At 72.7% G+C, this 14,500-nt stretch carries 11 protein-coding genes; 1 reads left to right on the top strand and 10 read right to left on the bottom strand.

Annotated features, from left to right (window positions below):
* Positions 1–298: 298 nt before the first annotated feature.
* The 8 genes from NFU81_RS34620 to NFU81_RS34585 all read right to left on the bottom strand — a co-directional run bounded on the left by NFU81_RS34620 (position 299) and on the right by NFU81_RS34585 (position 8,398).
* A complete protein-coding gene (locus NFU81_RS34620) occupies positions 299–913 on the bottom strand; it encodes a hypothetical protein (RefSeq protein ID WP_251499261.1) in 615 nt (204 codons plus the stop codon).
* 102 nt (positions 914–1,015) lie between these two features.
* Positions 1,016–2,467 (bottom strand): adenosylhomocysteinase, encoded by a 1,452-nt coding sequence (gene ahcY, locus NFU81_RS34615; RefSeq protein ID WP_251499258.1) that lies wholly within the window; start codon positions 2,465–2,467, stop codon positions 1,016–1,018.
* Between the two features lie 231 nt (positions 2,468–2,698).
* Positions 2,699–3,658 carry a cation diffusion facilitator family transporter gene (locus NFU81_RS34610; RefSeq protein ID WP_251499256.1) on the bottom strand — a complete coding sequence of 320 codons (960 nt, stop codon included), beginning with the start codon at positions 3,656–3,658 and terminating at the stop codon, positions 2,699–2,701.
* Positions 3,659–3,753: 95 nt separating this feature from the next.
* Positions 3,754–4,956 (bottom strand): mannose-6-phosphate isomerase, class I, encoded by a 1,203-nt coding sequence (gene manA / locus NFU81_RS34605; protein ID WP_251499253.1) that lies wholly within the window; start codon positions 4,954–4,956, stop codon positions 3,754–3,756.
* A gap of 5 nt (positions 4,957–4,961) precedes the next feature.
* Positions 4,962–6,098: an SIS domain-containing protein gene (locus tag NFU81_RS34600; protein WP_251499252.1), complete on the bottom strand. Its 1,137-nt coding sequence runs from the start codon at positions 6,096–6,098 to the stop codon at positions 4,962–4,964.
* A 93-nt stretch (positions 6,099–6,191) separates the two neighbouring features.
* Positions 6,192–6,371 carry a Trm112 family protein gene (locus NFU81_RS34595; protein ID WP_251499248.1) on the bottom strand — a complete coding sequence of 60 codons (180 nt, stop codon included), beginning with the start codon at positions 6,369–6,371 and terminating at the stop codon, positions 6,192–6,194.
* A 125-nt stretch (positions 6,372–6,496) separates the two neighbouring features.
* Positions 6,497–7,855, bottom strand: coding sequence for a phosphomannomutase/phosphoglucomutase (locus NFU81_RS34590; RefSeq protein ID WP_251499245.1), 1,359 nt, complete (start codon positions 7,853–7,855; stop codon positions 6,497–6,499).
* 132 nt (positions 7,856–7,987) lie between these two features.
* Complete coding sequence (locus NFU81_RS34585; protein WP_251499243.1) at positions 7,988–8,398, bottom strand: DUF3499 domain-containing protein; 411 nt, start codon at positions 8,396–8,398, stop codon at positions 7,988–7,990.
* Positions 8,399–8,671: 273 nt separating this feature from the next.
* Between NFU81_RS34585 and NFU81_RS34580 the strand changes: the two genes are divergently transcribed.
* Positions 8,672–9,112, top strand: coding sequence for a metallopeptidase family protein (locus NFU81_RS34580; RefSeq protein WP_251499240.1), 441 nt, complete (start codon positions 8,672–8,674; stop codon positions 9,110–9,112).
* Between the two features lie 73 nt (positions 9,113–9,185).
* Here the strand turns inward: NFU81_RS34580 and NFU81_RS34575 are convergent, their stop codons facing one another.
* Together NFU81_RS34575 and NFU81_RS34570 are read right to left on the bottom strand one after the other, a co-directional pair.
* Positions 9,186–10,652, bottom strand: a complete 1,467-nt coding sequence (locus NFU81_RS34575) for a DUF5719 family protein (protein ID WP_251499237.1) — start codon at positions 10,650–10,652, stop codon at positions 9,186–9,188.
* Positions 10,649–14,455: a glycosyltransferase gene (locus NFU81_RS34570; protein WP_251499234.1), complete on the bottom strand. Its 3,807-nt coding sequence runs from the start codon at positions 14,453–14,455 to the stop codon at positions 10,649–10,651. Before NFU81_RS34570 ends, NFU81_RS34575 begins: the two co-directional genes overlap by 4 nt.
* Between the last annotated feature and the right edge of the window lie 45 nt (positions 14,456–14,500).

The following is a 14,500-nucleotide window of genomic DNA, read 5'->3' as shown; positions in this document are numbered from 1 at the left end:
TATCTGGCGTTGACTTTTGGCACGCTGTTGAGTTCTCAAGGAACGGAAGCTTCCTTCGAGACCGTTTCACCGGCCCCTCCGGGCTTTCCCTTCGTTGTGCCTCCGACTTTAGCAGATGCTTTCCGGTCGGAATTACCACTCGCTGTCCGGGGACACGGATACCCCGCTCGAGATTTCTCCCGGCTTGGCTGGAGGTGTCTTCGTCAGGCGAAGTAGTGAAGGATCTTCGTCGTTCACGCCCAGATGCCCGGTTCGTGACAACCGTTCTAATCTACCTCTTACCCCGGGAGGCGTCAAATCACGGGAAGGCCGAGGGCGGGGTGTCGAGGTCCTCCAGCTCGATGCCCGGGGCCGCGAGGACGACGTCGCCGGCGAGGTGGACCTCGTGCTGGTCGCCGGTGGCCAGGTCGCTCACCAGAAAGTTATCCACAGGCAGAAAACCGGTGTCGGCCGGATGTGCTGTCCTGGTGAGCAGGGACCAGGACTGGTCGACGGTCAGCGGTGCGAGCACGGGGGGCTGGAATGAGACGAGACGTACGCGGGTGGCGGGGCCGCCTGGTTCGAGGCGCAGGAGCCTCGCGGTGGCGATCAGGAACGCGGGCGAGGCGCCGATGATCGCGTGCGCGGGGGCGTTCCCCTCTTGCGCGTGCTCGCCGGTGGGGTCGGTACGGACCCAGGTGACTCCATCGAGGGCGGCTGCCCGGACCTGCCAGGCACCGGTGTGGAGTTCCAGGCGGATGGGGCGGCCGAGTTCGTCGATCGTCAGGTCGACGGAGCCGTTGGGGTCACCGCCGGGTGCGGTGGTCTGTGCGGTGTAGCGCCAGCCGGAGGGGCCGGTGGCGCAGTGGAAGTGTTCTTCTCCCAGGGGGGTGTGGTCATGGAGGTCGTGGAACGAGTAGCGGCCGCGGGGCATGGTGGGTTCTCAGGATCTGGCGAGGCCCCCGCCTCGACGGGGAGACGGGGGCCTGCGCGGTTCGGTCCGGCCCTCAGGGGCCGGGCGGTGGGGAGCCGGGGCTCAGTAGCGGTAGTGGTCCGACTTGTAGGGGCCTTCGACCTTGACGCCGATGTAGGAGGCCTGCTCGGGACGCAGGGTGGTGAGCTTGACGCCGAGCGCGTCGAGGTGGAGCCGGGCGACCTTCTCGTCGAGGTGCTTGGGCAGCACGTAGACGCCGATCGGGTACTCCTCGGGCTTGGTGAAGAGTTCGACCTGCGCCAGCGTCTGGTCCGTGAAGGAGTTGGACATGACGAAGGAGGGGTGACCGGTGGCGTTGCCGAGGTTGAGCAGCCGGCCCTCGGACAGCACGATCAGCACCTTGCCGTCGGAGAAGGTCCAGGTGTGGACCTGGGGCTTGACCTCGTCCTTGACGATGCCCGGGATCTTCGCGAGGCCGGCCATGTCGATCTCGTTGTCGAAGTGGCCGATGTTCCCGACGATCGCCTGGTGCTTCATCCTGGCCATGTCGGAGGCCATGATGATGTCGCGGTTGCCGGTGGTGGTGACGAAGATGTCGGCCGTCTCGACCACGTCGTCCAGGGTGGCGACCTGGTAGCCGTCCATCGCCGCCTGGAGCGCGCAGATCGGGTCGATCTCGGTGATGACGACGCGCGCGCCCTGGCCGCGCAGGGACTCCGCGCAGCCCTTGCCGACGTCGCCGTAGCCGCAGACGACGGCGACCTTGCCGCCGATCAGGACATCGGTGGCACGGTTGATGCCGTCGATGAGGGAGTGGCGGCAGCCGTACTTGTTGTCGAACTTCGACTTGGTGACCGCGTCGTTGACGTTGATCGCCGGGAAGAGCAGCGTGCCTTCCTGCTGCATCTCGTAGAGGCGGTGGACGCCGGTGGTGGTCTCCTCGGTGACCCCGCGGATCTCGGAGGCCAGCTGCGTCCACTTCTGCGGGCTCGCGCTGAGGGTGCGACGCAGCAGGCCCAGGATGTAGCCGTACTCCTCGCTGTCCTCCGCGGTGGTGGCGGGGACGGCGCCGGCCTTCTCGAACTCGACACCCTTGTGGACGAGCAGGGTGGCGTCGCCACCGTCGTCCAGGATCATGTTCGGGCCGCCGGTGGGAGTGTTGGGCCAGGTCAGGGCCTGCTCGGTGCACCACCAGTACTCTTCGAGGCTCTCGCCCTTCCAGGCGAAGACGGGGACGCCCCTGGGGTTGTCGGGGGTGCCCTCGGGGCCGACTGCGATGGCCGCGGCCGCGTGGTCCTGGGTGGAGAAGATGTTGCAGGACGCCCAGCGGACCTCGGCGCCGAGGGCGACGAGGGTCTCGATGAGGACGGCGGTCTGCACGGTCATGTGCAGGGAGCCGGTGACGCGGGCGCCGGCCAGCGGCTGCGACGCGGCGTACTCCGTGCGAAGCGACATCAGGCCGGGCATCTCGTGCTCGGCGAGGGTGATCTCCTTGCGGCCGAAGGCGGCAAGGGAGAGGTCCGCGACCTTGAAGTCGGTGACAGTAGTGGTCATGCGAGCTGCTCCTCGGTGCGATCGAGGCGGACAGGGATGTGGCGCGGCCGCGGGGTGGTAGCGGGTGCGTCCGGTTGCGGGCGCACCTGTCCCCTTGCGGCAGCGCAATCCGTCGGAGGCCCTCTCTCCCTCGGTCGGTCACCGTGGGGCGACCGCCCGACCGCCATCAGCAGCGACGTCTGGCTCGGTACGAATCTACACCGGTGGGCCGATCGGCCGCAGTCCCTCCGGTCAGCGGCCGCCGGGCGTCTGGTCCGGATCGGGTCCTGCCGCTGCGGCGGCTTCGCTGTAGATGTCGGGTTCGAGGTAGATGACGCGGGCGAAGGGTTCCGCGGCCCTGATGCGCTCCTCCGCGGCGTCGATGGCGCGGGCGACCTCGGTGGCGGTGTCGTCGTGCTTGACGGCGATCTTGGCGGCGACCAGCAGTTCTTCCGGGCCGAGGTGGAGGGTGCGCATGTGGATGATGCCGGTCACGGTGTCGCCGTCGACCGTGGCCTCGCGGATGCGCGCGAGGGACTCGGCTCCCGCGCCTTCGCCGAGCAGCAGGGATTTCGTCTCTGCGGCGAGGACGAGGGCGATGCAGATGAGCAGCGTCCCGATGCACAGGGTGCCGATGCCGTCCCAGACCCCGCTGTCGGTGGCCAGGGCGATGCCGACGCCGAGCAGCGCGAGGACGAGGCCGATGAGGGCGCCGAAGTCCTCCAGCAGGACGACCGGGAGCTCCGGCGCCTTGGCGCGGCGGATGAACTCGGTCCAGGACAGTGCACCGCGGGTGTGGTTGGACTCCTTGATGGCGGTGCGGAAGGAGAAGCCCTCGGCGAGGATGGCGAAGACCAGGACACCGACCGGCCAGTACCAGTGGTCGATGGGGTGCGGGTGACGGACCTTCTCATAGCCCTCGTAGAGGGCGAACATGCCGCCGACGGAGAACAGCACGATCGAGACCAGGAACGCGTAGATGTAGCGCTCCCTGCCGTAGCCGAAGGGGTGTTCCTCGTTGGCTGCCTGCTTGGCCTTCTTGCCGCCGATGAGGAGCAGTGCCTGGTTGCCCGAGTCGGCGAGGGAGTGCACCCCTTCGGCGAGCATCGAGGAGGAGCCGCTGAACGCGAACGCCACGAACTTCGCCGCGGCAATGGCGAGGTTGGCGCTCAGTGCCGCGACGATCGCCCTGGTTCCGCCTGAGGCGCTCATATGTGCTGGGTGTCCTTCCGTCGGCCCTGGCGGCTGCCTTGCCTTGGCGGGCGTTGCGGACGGACATTCTTGCAGTCCGTGTCGCGGTCGGTGCGTCAGGCCGCCACGGTGGCACGGAAGACGGTGCCGTCGCCGCTGAGTTCGGTCCGTTCGCCGGCCGGGATCCAGCAGGATTCGCCGCGGTCGAGGGTCAGCGCGGTGCCGTCCTGGGCACGCAGCGAGGCCTGTCCCGCGGTGCACAGCAGGATCTGCGGTGTGCCGGGTTCGAGTGCACGGGGGTCGGAACCGGGAGCGAGGACGTAGCGGGAGAGCCGGAACTCGTCGATCGGGGCGGCGTACAGCTCCTCGCCGTCGGGGGCGGCCTCGGGGCGGAGCACTGCCGGGTCGTCGGCCTCGAAGCGGACGACGCGCAGGAGTTCGGGCACGTCGATGTGCTTGGGGGTGAGGCCGCAGCGCAGCACGTTGTCGGAGTTGGCCATGATCTCGACACCGAGGCCGTCGAGGTAGGCGTGCGGGACGCCAGCGCCGAGGTAGAGGGCTTCGCCGGGCTGGAGCCGCACGTAGTTGAGCAGCATCGCGGCGATGACGCCGCGGTCGCCGGGGAAGCTGTGGGCGGCCTTGGCGTAGGCGGCGTAGTCCGCGGCGTGCGGGGTGCCGGGGGTGGCGGCCAGGCGGGCGGCGGCTTGCGCGGCGGCGTGGACGGTGTCGGCCATCGCGGCGGGGTCGGCGCCGAGGACGGCGGCGAGGACTTCGCGCAGCGCCTGGTCCTCGGGGTGGGCGCGGAGGATGTCGGCGTAGGGGGCGAGGGCGCCGACGCCGAGTGCGTCGATCAGGTCGGCGGCCTCGGTGGGCCTGCGGAAGCCGCACAGCCCGTCGAAGGGGGACAGCGCCACGAGCATCTCGGGCTTGTGGTTGGCGTCCTTGTAGTTGCGGTGCGGGGCGTCGAGGGGGACGCCGCGGGCTTCCTCGTCGGCGTATCCGGCCTTGGCCTGGTCCAGGTCGGGGTGAACCTGGACGGACAGTGGTGCGCCGGCGGCGAGCACCTTGAGGAGGAAGGGGAGGCGGGGACCGAAGCGCTTGACGGCGGCGGCGCCCAGTTCCGCGGTGGGGTCGGCGTCGATCAGGGTGTCGAGCGGGACGGGTCCTGCACCGCGGTCGACGCGGGAGGGCGCGCCGGGGTGGGCGCCCATCCACAGTTCGGCCTGGGGTTCGCCGGTGGGCTGGGTGCCGATGAGTTCGGGGATGGCGGTGGTGGAGCCCCAGGCGTAGGGGCGGATGGTGTTGAGGAGGCGGTTCATGCCGGTCATGGTCTCTCGGTCGAGGCGACGGCCAGGTATACGGCGGCGAAATCGGTCAGGGCGAGGATTTCCGCTGCGATGTGCAGGTCGCTGCCGCCGGGGGCGGCGATCTCGCTGAGCGGGGTGTCGTGTGCGTAGGCCTGCTCGCGTGCGGCGGGTGCCGCGGAGCCCGGCTGCTCGGGGGCTTCCTGGAGCAGCACGATGCGCAGCCGCAGCCCGTCGGATTCCTCGACGCGGTCGCGGAAGAAGTCGTCGGGGTCGGCGGTGAGGGCGTGGGCGCCGGCCTGGAGCGGGCCGTGGACGGTGAGGGCGGTGGGCAGTTCCGCGGTCAGCGCGGGGCGGCCGGCCCGGGTGGCGAGGACGGTGGCGAAGCGGCGGGCGCCGGCGGCGGCGATCCGGCCCTGGCTCCACAGCAGCGGGAGGGCGTCGTCGAGTTCCGCGGCGAGGGTCTTGGCCGGGTTGGTGTAGGTGGCGATGGCCGGTCCGCAGCGGGCGGCGACCTCGTCCAGGGTGTCGGCAAGGGCGTGCAGTTCGCTGGTGGGCGCGGTGATCAGGCCGAGCCGGTCGGTGAGGGCGAGCAGCGGGGTGAGCAGTGCCCAGAAGGCGCCGGTGTCGGCGGCCGTGTCGCCCGTGGTGTCGGCCGGGCCGTTGCCCTCCGGGCCGGCGAAGGGCAGGGCGAGGCCGCGGACCTGGGCGACGGCCTCGGCCAGCGGCGCCTTGGCCGGGGTGACGGCGACGGCGGTGCAGCCGCGGCGGTAGGCCTGTTCGACCAGGTCGGTGAGGCCCTGCTCGTTGCCGTGCGGGGAGATCAGGAGCAGCAGGTCGAGCGATCCGACCCAGCCGGGCAGTGTCCAGCGGGCCTGCTGCGCAGTGGGTCCGGTCGGGGTGAGCGCTTCGACGGGGCAGCTGCCGGAGCCGAGCGCGGTGAGCAGGTCGGCGGCCGCGGCGGCGTCCGGGCCGCTGCCGGCCACCAGGACCGTGCGGGGCCGTCCGTCGGGCTGCAGAGCGGTCAGGCCGGCTTCCTCGGCGAGCCGCAGTGCGGTGCGCACCCGGGCGCCTGATGCGGCGACTCCGCGGAGCAGTCCCCGGGTGTCGGCGCGGGCGAGCCCTTCGGGGTCCTCCAGCAGCGACTCGTCGAACAATGCGACCTCCGGGTCGTGACGTCGTGAGGCGGTCGGAAGGGGCTGGGCGGGCCGGACGGGGTCCGGGTGCGGGTGCGGGGTGGGGGCGGCCGGTCAGCCGGGGCGGCGGGCCTCGTCCACCAGGAGCACCGGGATGTCGTCCTTGACCGGGTAGGCCAGCCCGCAGGTGTCGGACGTGCAGACCAGTTCCGCGGCGTCCACGTCCTCGCGCAGCGGGGCGTGGCAGGCCGGGCAGGCGAGGATGTCCAGAAGGCTGGCTTCGACGAGCGGCATGTGCGGTGTCCTCCTGGGGGTGTACGGGGGGTGGCCCCGGCCTGTGCCTGCCAGCCTATCGCCGCGCACCTCGCCGGGTCACAGGACGGGGGGGCGGGACTGCGGGGCAGGGTCAGGCAGGCGGGTCAGCCGCGGACGAGGGCGAGCACCTGGTCCCGGATGCGGGCGACGGCGTCGTCGTCCGCGGCCTCGACGTTGAGCCGCAGCAGCGGTTCCGTGTTGGAGGCCCGCAGGTTGAACCACCAGTCGGCGGCGCTGACGGTGAGCCCGTCGAGCTCGTCGAAGGTGACGCCGGCCTGCCCGGCGAAGGCGGCGCGGACCGCCCCGGTGCGCCCGGCCTGGTCGTCGACGGTGCTGTTGATCTCGCCGGAGGACGCGTAGCGGTCGTAGCCGGCGACGAGGGCGGACAGCGGGCCGTCCTGGCGGCCGAGGGCGGCCAGCAGGTGCAGTGCGGCGAGCATGCCCGTGTCGGCGTTCCAGAAGTCGCGGAAGTAGTAGTGCGCGGAGTGCTCGCCACCGAACACCGCGCCGGTGGCGGCCATCTCCTGCTTGATGAAGGAGTGGCCGACCCGGGTGCGTACCGGGATGCCGCCGTGCTCCTTGACGACCTCGGGCACCGAGCGGGAGGTGATCAGGTTGTGGATGATCGTGGCACCCGGGTGGGCGGCCAGTTCGCGGGCGGCGACCAGTGCGGTGACCGCGGACGGCGGCACTGCCTCGCCGCGCTCGTCGACGGCGAAGCAGCGGTCGGCGTCACCGTCGAAGGCCAGGCCGATGTCGGCGCCGGTCTCGCGTACCCGGGCCTGCAGGTCGACCAGGTTCTTCGGGTCGAGCGGGTTGGCCTCGTGGTTGGGGAAGGTGCCGTCGAGTTCGAAGTACATCGGCACCAGGTCGACCGGCAGGCCGGCCAGCACGGTCGGCACGGTGTGGCCGCCCATGCCGTTGCCCGCGTCGACCACGACCTTCAGCGGCCGCATCCCCGACAGGTCGACCAGCGACCGCAGGCAGTCGGCGTAGTCGCCGAGCACGTCGCGGTCGCCGATGGTTCCGGGGACGTCCGCGCCGGCCGGGATACCGGTCTCCAGCCATGTCTCGGCGAGCGTGCGGATGTCGGCGAGGCCGGTGTCCTGGCCGACGGGTGCCGCGCCCGCCCGGCACATCTTGATGCCGTTGTACTGCGCAGGGTTGTGGCTCGCGGTGAACATCGCGCCGGGCAGGCCGAGCCGCCCGCTGGCGAAGTACAGCTCGTCGGTGGAGCACAGCCCGATGCGCGTGACGTCGGCGCCGCGGGAGGCGGCACCGCGGGCGAAGGCGTCGGACAGGCCGGGGGACGAGGGCCGCATGTCGTGCCCGATGACGACGGCGTCGGCGCCGGTGACAGTGGCGAAGGCCGCACCGAAGATCTCGGCGAGCGGGATGTCCCACTGGTCGGGTACGACTCCGCGTACGTCGTAGGCCTTGACCAGCTGCGACAAATCGGCCACTGCACACCTCTGCTGTACGGGGTCGCGGAGATCGGACGGTTCGGCGCGGCAATATGCCGCGGTTCCGGCCACAACCTACCCCGGACGGATAGCGGCCTGTTCCGCGCGGAGGGGCGGTGCGGGCGCTCGGTCCTACTCGGGTGAGCGGAGCACCCGCAGGTGGCCGCGGCGGGCGACTTCCAGCGGGTCGATGTCGCGGGCGCCGGGGCGGGTGCGCTCCTGCGGGCGGGCGGCTTCGCGCACCGCGTTGGCCAGCGCCTCCAGGTCGTCGCCGCTGGGCCGCACGGGGCCGGTGTCGATGGCGAGCCTGACGACCTCCCAGCCGCGGGGTGCGGTGAGCCGCTCCGAGTGCTCGGAGCACAGGTCGTAGCAGTGCGGCTCGGCATAGGTGGCGAGGGGGCCGAGGACGGCCGTGGAGTCCGCGTAGACGTACGTCAGCGTCGCTACGGCGGGACGGCCGCAAGCGGTGCGCGAACAGCGACGTACAGGGCTCACGAGGTTGGACGGTACCGCACTCTTGAGCGGGCCGCGACGACTCTCCACAGGCTCACCCTGTCGTGTCGTGGCGGCGCCGCCTCCCCGCGGTGTGCGGTCGCCGTGGCGCAGACCTGCGGTGATGCCGGGGCCGCAGGAGGTACGTACCAAGGCGGGGCGGGTGGTCATGACGGCGGCACGTGACGCCTTCGGTCGCCAGGTGGCGCGTTTGCGTCACTTCTGTGGCCTGATGCGGTCTGAAACTCGGCGCGAGATGACGATAAAGGAGGCGCGATCACTCGGGTCGCGACACGGCGCGGAGCGGGAGCTAGGCTCACGCTGATGGACAGTTCGGCGCCACCTCCCTCCGACCCGCGTCCGCGCCACCGTGACCGGCACGGTCGCGGCATGCGCGGCCCCATCGCGCCGCCGCAGGTGCCGCTCGCGGTCAGCCGCGCCGACGCCTTCGACGACCTGGTCAGGGATGCCGCCGACCGCCTGGAGCGGCGCTGGCCGCAACTGGCCGACGTGGAGTTCGCGGTGCAGGAGGTGCCCTGGCCGCAGGACGGTTCGGCCGACGGCGACGCGGTGCCGCTGGGGCGGCTGGTCGGGGCGGGCAAGGGGCGGCCGAGCCGGATCGTGGTCTACCGCCGCCCGGTCGAGATCCGCGCCAAGAGCCGCGACGAGCGGGCGCTGCTGGTCCACGAGGTGGTGGTCGAGCAGGTCGCCGAGCTGCTGGGCCTGTCGCCGGAGAACGTCGACCCGAAGTACGGCGAGGACTGACGCCTCCCGGGCGCCGGCCCCCGCCTTCTCCACCGTCCGCGCCGCGCCTTGTGCACGCGGCGGTTTTCCCTCGCTACTTGTTGAGGATGGTCAGGTCGGCGCCGGCCTGCGGCACCTCGACCATGCCCCGGTCGTCCGGCAGCGGCTGGATGGTGAACATCGGTACGCCGCCCAGCGGCAGCGCCAGCATCCGTGAGGCGTAGAGCGTGCCGCCGGAGAGCTTCTCCACCGTGACCGCGAAGCCGCCGCTGCTCTGGGAGGGCGGCGGCGGCTGCAGGGAAAGGGTGGAGCCGGCCTTCACGATGACGGTCTTGGACACGGTCGTGCCCCCGGACGGGCCGGGCGACGAGGTCACCTTCACGCTGGTGTCCTTGCCGACTGCCATCAGGGCCAGCGTCGAGGCCTTGTCGCGGTTGTCCGCGACGGTGGCCCTGGTGTCGATCGCCGGGGTCGCGGGCAGGAAGGCCAGCTCCTGCTTGGTGCCCTTGCCGCGGGTGACGCGCAGCCCCGCCACGACCGGCACGGGGGAATGGACGTCGCTCGACCCGATGACCAGCGAGCCGGGCTCGCCCTTGGTGATGTCCCCGAGGTCGGCTGTGGCGGTCATCCCCGCCTTGACGTGCAGCGTCTCGTTGCCGGCCGGGGCGATCAGACCGGTGGAGGTGGCGAGCTTGAGCGTCAGGTCGGCGTCGTCGGAACCGGTCGCGTAGGCCACCAGGTGCACCGAGGTCGCGTCGGCCGGGATGCCGGGCATGACGAGCGAGGTCGCGGGCTCCGCGGCGGGCTGCAGCCAGTCCGTGCCGATCTTGCTGTCGGTGGCCTGGACGGCGGCGCCGACCCGGCCGCTGCGGACGACGACGTGCACGGTCAGGTCGGCGACCTTGTCGGCAACCAGCGTGGACAGCAGCACCGGCTTGGCGCCCTTGCCCGGGATGGTGATGCCGTCGCCTGTCGACGCCTTGAGCAGGCCGTCCTTGCCGTACAGCTCGATGTCGACGACCGCGGGGGCTTCGTCGGGGTCCACCAGGTGCAGGTAGTCCTGGCGGCCGTTCGCCGTGCTGGCGCCGGGGAACCAGAACTCGCTGTCCGGGGTGACGCAGGAGGTGCCGAGCAGTCCGCGGCCGGGGCCGGAGTCCACCACGGTGGTCTGCTGGACGGTCCAGCCGGGCGCCAGCGGCCCGTCGGCGGTGCCGATGAGTGCGGGTGCCTCGGACTTGTCCGTGGTGGCGGTGGCGGCCTTGCCGGTCTGCTTGAGCGGCGCGAGCGGCGTGGCCTTGCCGGCGGTGGGGACCAGTTGCGCGCCGCCCGTCCCGCCGATGCCGCCGCCCGTCGCGGAAGGGGTGAACGACGTGTAGACGGTGTTGGCGAACTCCGACGAGGAGGGTGCGGGGCACACGACGGTGCTGCGCTGCACGGGCAGCGTGGCCGCCGCGGCCTTGGGGGCGGCCGCCGAGTCGTCGCCGCCGGTCAGGGACGCTGCGCCGGTGAGGACGGCGAGCACGACGACGGCGCCGCCCAGGGAGAGGGTGCTGCGGTTCACTGGTGGTCGCTCCCGTCACGGCGCTGGTCGCCATCTGCGTAATACGCCCCGGCGTCGCCATATGCCGAGGGGTCGGCATAGCCGCCCTGGTCGGGATAGGGCGCCTGGTCGCCGTAGCCGGTCACCGTTCCGTCGTGCGGTGCCTGCTGGCCCTGCTGGGCGTAGGGGTCGTAGCCGGGCTGCGGGGGGACGTAGCCGTACTGGTCGCCGTAACCGCCGCCCTGCTGCTCGTAGCCGCCGCCCTGCTCCGCGGGATAGGGCTGCTGCTCCCACTGCTGATCGGGGTAGGGCGGGTAGTACGGCTCGGCCGCCTGGCCGTTGCCGGGGTCCGGGACCGCGTACGGGTCGTAGCCGGCCTCCGCGGCGTCGTAGCCGGCCTCGGCCTGCTCGTACGGCGCTGCCATCGGTTCGTACAGGTCGGGCTGCTCGGGCTGCTGCCCCTGGCCGTCGCCGGGGGTCTCCGGGGCACCGTCGTCCTGGGCGCCGTTCACGGCGGCCTCGGCCTCCGCGGCGGCCTGCAGGCGGCGTGCCCTGCGGCCCTCGCCGCCTGCCTGGCCGGGGATGTCGGCCGCGACGGCGCCCTCGGCGTCCGGAAGGTCGTCGTCGACCTCGCGGCGGCGGCCCGGCAGGGCGAGCACGATCGTGACGAGCAGCAGGAAGGCCTGGACGCCCAGCCAGCCGATGTGGGTGACCGGCTCCTCGAAGGTGACGTCCAGCCGGCCGCCGGAGGCGGGCAGTTGGAAGCCCTGCGCCCAGCCGTCGACCGTGGTGGGCGTCAGCTGTGCACCGTCGAGGGTGGCCTGCCAGCCGCTGGAGGCGGCGTCGGCGAGCCTCAGCACCCGGCCCTGCGGTCCCGCGGGCAGCTTGGTGTGCGCCTCGACGCGGCCCGAGGACACCGCGACGGGCTTGGCGCCCTTGGCGGTGATCGTCATCCTGGAGACGGTCGTGTCGACCCGCCACAGTTCGCTGCCGTCGGCCTGGCTGACCCGGGACAGGCCCGGGGTGCTGTCCATGACGCGGCCGACGGCGCGGGGTGTGCCCTTCTGCGCGAGGACGTAGCGCACGGCGTATCCGGCGAGCCGGCTGCCCTGGTCGGCGCCCGAGCCGGCCACCAGGTTGGCGACGAGGCTGTCCAGGGCGGTGTCCTGCGGGGCCTGCGCGGCCAGTTCCGCGTCACCGATGCGGACGCCGGCGCCGCGGACCAGGGCGTAGACGACGTGGCCTTCGGTGCCGCTGAGGACCAGGGTGCGGGCCTGGTCGCCGCTGGTGCTCTCTTCTGCGACGAACGCGGGCACCTGCTGCGGGTCGCGGCGGTCCAGCGGTCCGTCGGCGCCGTGGGCGACCCAGGTGAACGCGGCGAGCAGCGGCGCGGCCGCGGCGGCGAGCGCGATCAGGCCGGCGACGGGCTGACGCCAGCCGAAGCCGCTGGCGGCGATCCGCTCGTTGGCGCCTTCCGCGCCGACCGCGGCGGCCGCCAGCAGCGCCAGGCCGTAGACGAGCGTGGCCGGTCCGGCCCACGCCTTGCCGTTCTCGACGACGGCGAACAGCAGGCCGGTCGCGGCGACGGCCCAGGCCGCGATGACCGCGGTGCGGCGGGTGTCGCGCAGCAGCGCGGCCAGCGCCGCCAGCACCAGGCCGACCAGCAGCAGCCCGCCGGAGCCCTTGGGGCCGCCGGGGCTGAGCAGCAGCAGGTCGACGCCGGAGGCGCCCTTGGTGCCGTAGGGCAGGCCCACTTCGTGGAACAGCCGCCCGGGGTGCGACAGCAGCGTCAGCGACCAGGGGGCGAGCAGGACGATCGGGGTGACGATCAGCGCGGCGAACCGCAGCACCTGCGGCACGAGCAGCGCGCCGCGGCCGGTGGCCATCCGCCAGGCAATGGTGGCGGCCGCGAGAACCAGCGCAATGGGCCACGTGATCGGGGTGAAGGCGGTGGTGAAGGTGAGCATCAGGGCCAGCGCCCAGGTGGCACGCCAGCCGGGGCGCACGCCTCGGTCCAGCGCGGCGTCGCCGAGTTGCAGCCCGGCGCAGGCGACCGCGGCGCGGGCCATCAGCGGCAGCAGGATGGCCAGGACGGCGGTGCCGAGCCTGCCGGTCGCCAGGGCGCCGGTCGCGGCCGGCAGGAAGGCGTAGGCGACCGAGGCCCAGGCGCGCAGCAGCCGCGAGTCGACCAGCGGCCTGGAGGCGAAGTAGGCGGTGAATCCGGCCAGCGGCACCGACGCGACGAGCAGCAGCGTCAAGGTGAGCCCGGTGGAGCCGAACAGCACGGTGGAGAAGAGGCCGAGCACAGCGAGGTAGGGCGGTGCGGACTGGGTGCCGCCGGTGCCCAGCGCGTGCCACGATCCGGCGTAGCTGCGCCACAGGTCGGAGGCGCCGGAGTCGGCGGGCAGCAGGGTGCCGCCGGCCAGCGAGCCGCCGCCGAGCAGGGAGCGGCAGGCGGCGAGCGAGACGACGAGCAGGACCGCGAAGAGCACGGGTCCTGGTTTGCGGGCGATCCGCTTGAGCCGGGCGAACTGCTCGATCTCCAGGAAGTCGCCGCCGTCGTCCTCGCCGGGTCCCGACTCGACGGCGCCGCCGTGGCGTCCTGCCGCGGCGGAGGAGGCGTCGGCGCGGCCTGCGATGTTGCTGACGACCTGGTCGACGGTGGCCCGTACGGTCGCGCCTGGCGGCGGGAAGAGCGGGCGCAGCTCCGAGGGCGGGACGGCACCCTTGCCGCGCCGGTGGCGGGCGCCGAGCAGCCGCCCGGGGCGCAGCACCACGCCGAGCAGGCCGACGATCTCGTCGACGGCCTGTCCTGGCACCTTGCCGACGAGATAGGCCAGGGTGCGAAGCAATGTACCGAGGACTATGCGCAGCGCCACGTACGGCAGCAGCGGGCCGCGGGTGTTGGCCAGCAGCGTGTAGACGGCGCCGGCCTTGTCGACCCGGTGCGGGTTGACGGCGGACCTGCCCGCGCAGTCCACCGGGCGGCGCTCGCGGGAGGCGGCCTCCGCGTGCCAGAGCACGGCGTCGGGGGCGACCAGGACGGTGTGGCCGGCGGCCTGGGCACGCCAGCAGAAGTCGACGTCGTCGCGCATGAGGGGCAGCCGGCGGTCGAAGCCGCCCAGTTCCTCCCACACGTCGCGGCGGACCAGCATGCCGGCGGACGACACGGAGAGCACGGGGCGCACCTGGTCGTGCTGGCCCTGGTCCTGCTCGCGGCGCTCCAGCGCGGTCCAGCGGCGGCCGCTGCGGGCGATGCTGACGCCGACTTCGAGCAGCTGCCTGCGGTCGTACCAACTGCGCAGTTTGGGCCCGATGATCGCGGCGGACGGCGAGCTGTCGGCGACCCGCAGCAGGCCGGCAAGGGCGCCGGGGTCGGGCTCGCAGTCGTCGTGCAGCAGCCACAGCCACTGGACGGGTTCGCCGTGCGGCTGGTCGGGCTCCTCGTAGGCGTCGTCGTTCCAGCTGCGGCTGACGGGGTCCCAGCCGCTGCGGCGGACCAGATACGGCAGCTGCTCGGCGGTGAGCGGAGCGGCGGCGCGCGCGGCCTCCTCGACGGCGGCGCCGAAGGTCGTCCGCCGGGCCAGGTGCAGCACGCGCTGGTCGCCGAGTGACTCGGCGAGCAGCCGGGCGGAGTCGTCGGCGCTGCCGGTGTCGGCGGCGACGACGTCCTGGACCGGGCGGTCCTGGGCGAGCAGACCCGCAAGGGCCTTGGGCAGCCACCGCGCGCCGTCGTGCGCTACCAGCACGGCGGTGACGACATGGCGCGGGAACTCGGGGGTGCCGGCCGGGTGGGCGGCCGGTGCTGGGCTGTTCACGGACATCGAGGTTCGGGCCCCGGTTCGCTGGACTGCGGTGGACGCTGGCGC

Source organism: Actinacidiphila cocklensis (genome assembly GCF_907177275.1).
GTDB classification, from domain to species: domain Bacteria; phylum Actinomycetota; class Actinomycetes; order Streptomycetales; family Streptomycetaceae; genus Actinacidiphila; species Actinacidiphila cocklensis.
This window is presented reverse-complemented; position numbering and strand designations above follow the sequence as displayed.

Excerpts from the sequence above, each read along its gene's own strand:
- NFU81_RS34620 (WP_251499261.1), bottom strand. The coding sequence starts at position 913 with ATGCCCCGCGGCCGCTACTCGTTCCACGACCTCCATGACCACACCCCC.
- ahcY (WP_251499258.1), bottom strand. The coding sequence starts at position 2,467 with ATGACCACTACTGTCACCGACTTCAAGGTCGCGGACCTCTCCCTTGCC.
- NFU81_RS34610 (WP_251499256.1), bottom strand. The coding sequence starts at position 3,658 with ATGAGCGCCTCAGGCGGAACCAGGGCGATCGTCGCGGCACTGAGCGCC.
- manA (WP_251499253.1), bottom strand. The coding sequence starts at position 4,956 with ATGAACCGCCTCCTCAACACCATCCGCCCCTACGCCTGGGGCTCCACC.
- NFU81_RS34595 (WP_251499248.1), bottom strand. The coding sequence starts at position 6,371 with ATGCCGCTCGTCGAAGCCAGCCTTCTGGACATCCTCGCCTGCCCGGCC.
- NFU81_RS34580 (WP_251499240.1), top strand. The coding sequence starts at position 8,672 with ATGGACAGTTCGGCGCCACCTCCCTCCGACCCGCGTCCGCGCCACCGT.
- NFU81_RS34570 (WP_251499234.1), bottom strand. The coding sequence starts at position 14,455 with ATGTCCGTGAACAGCCCAGCACCGGCCGCCCACCCGGCCGGCACCCCC.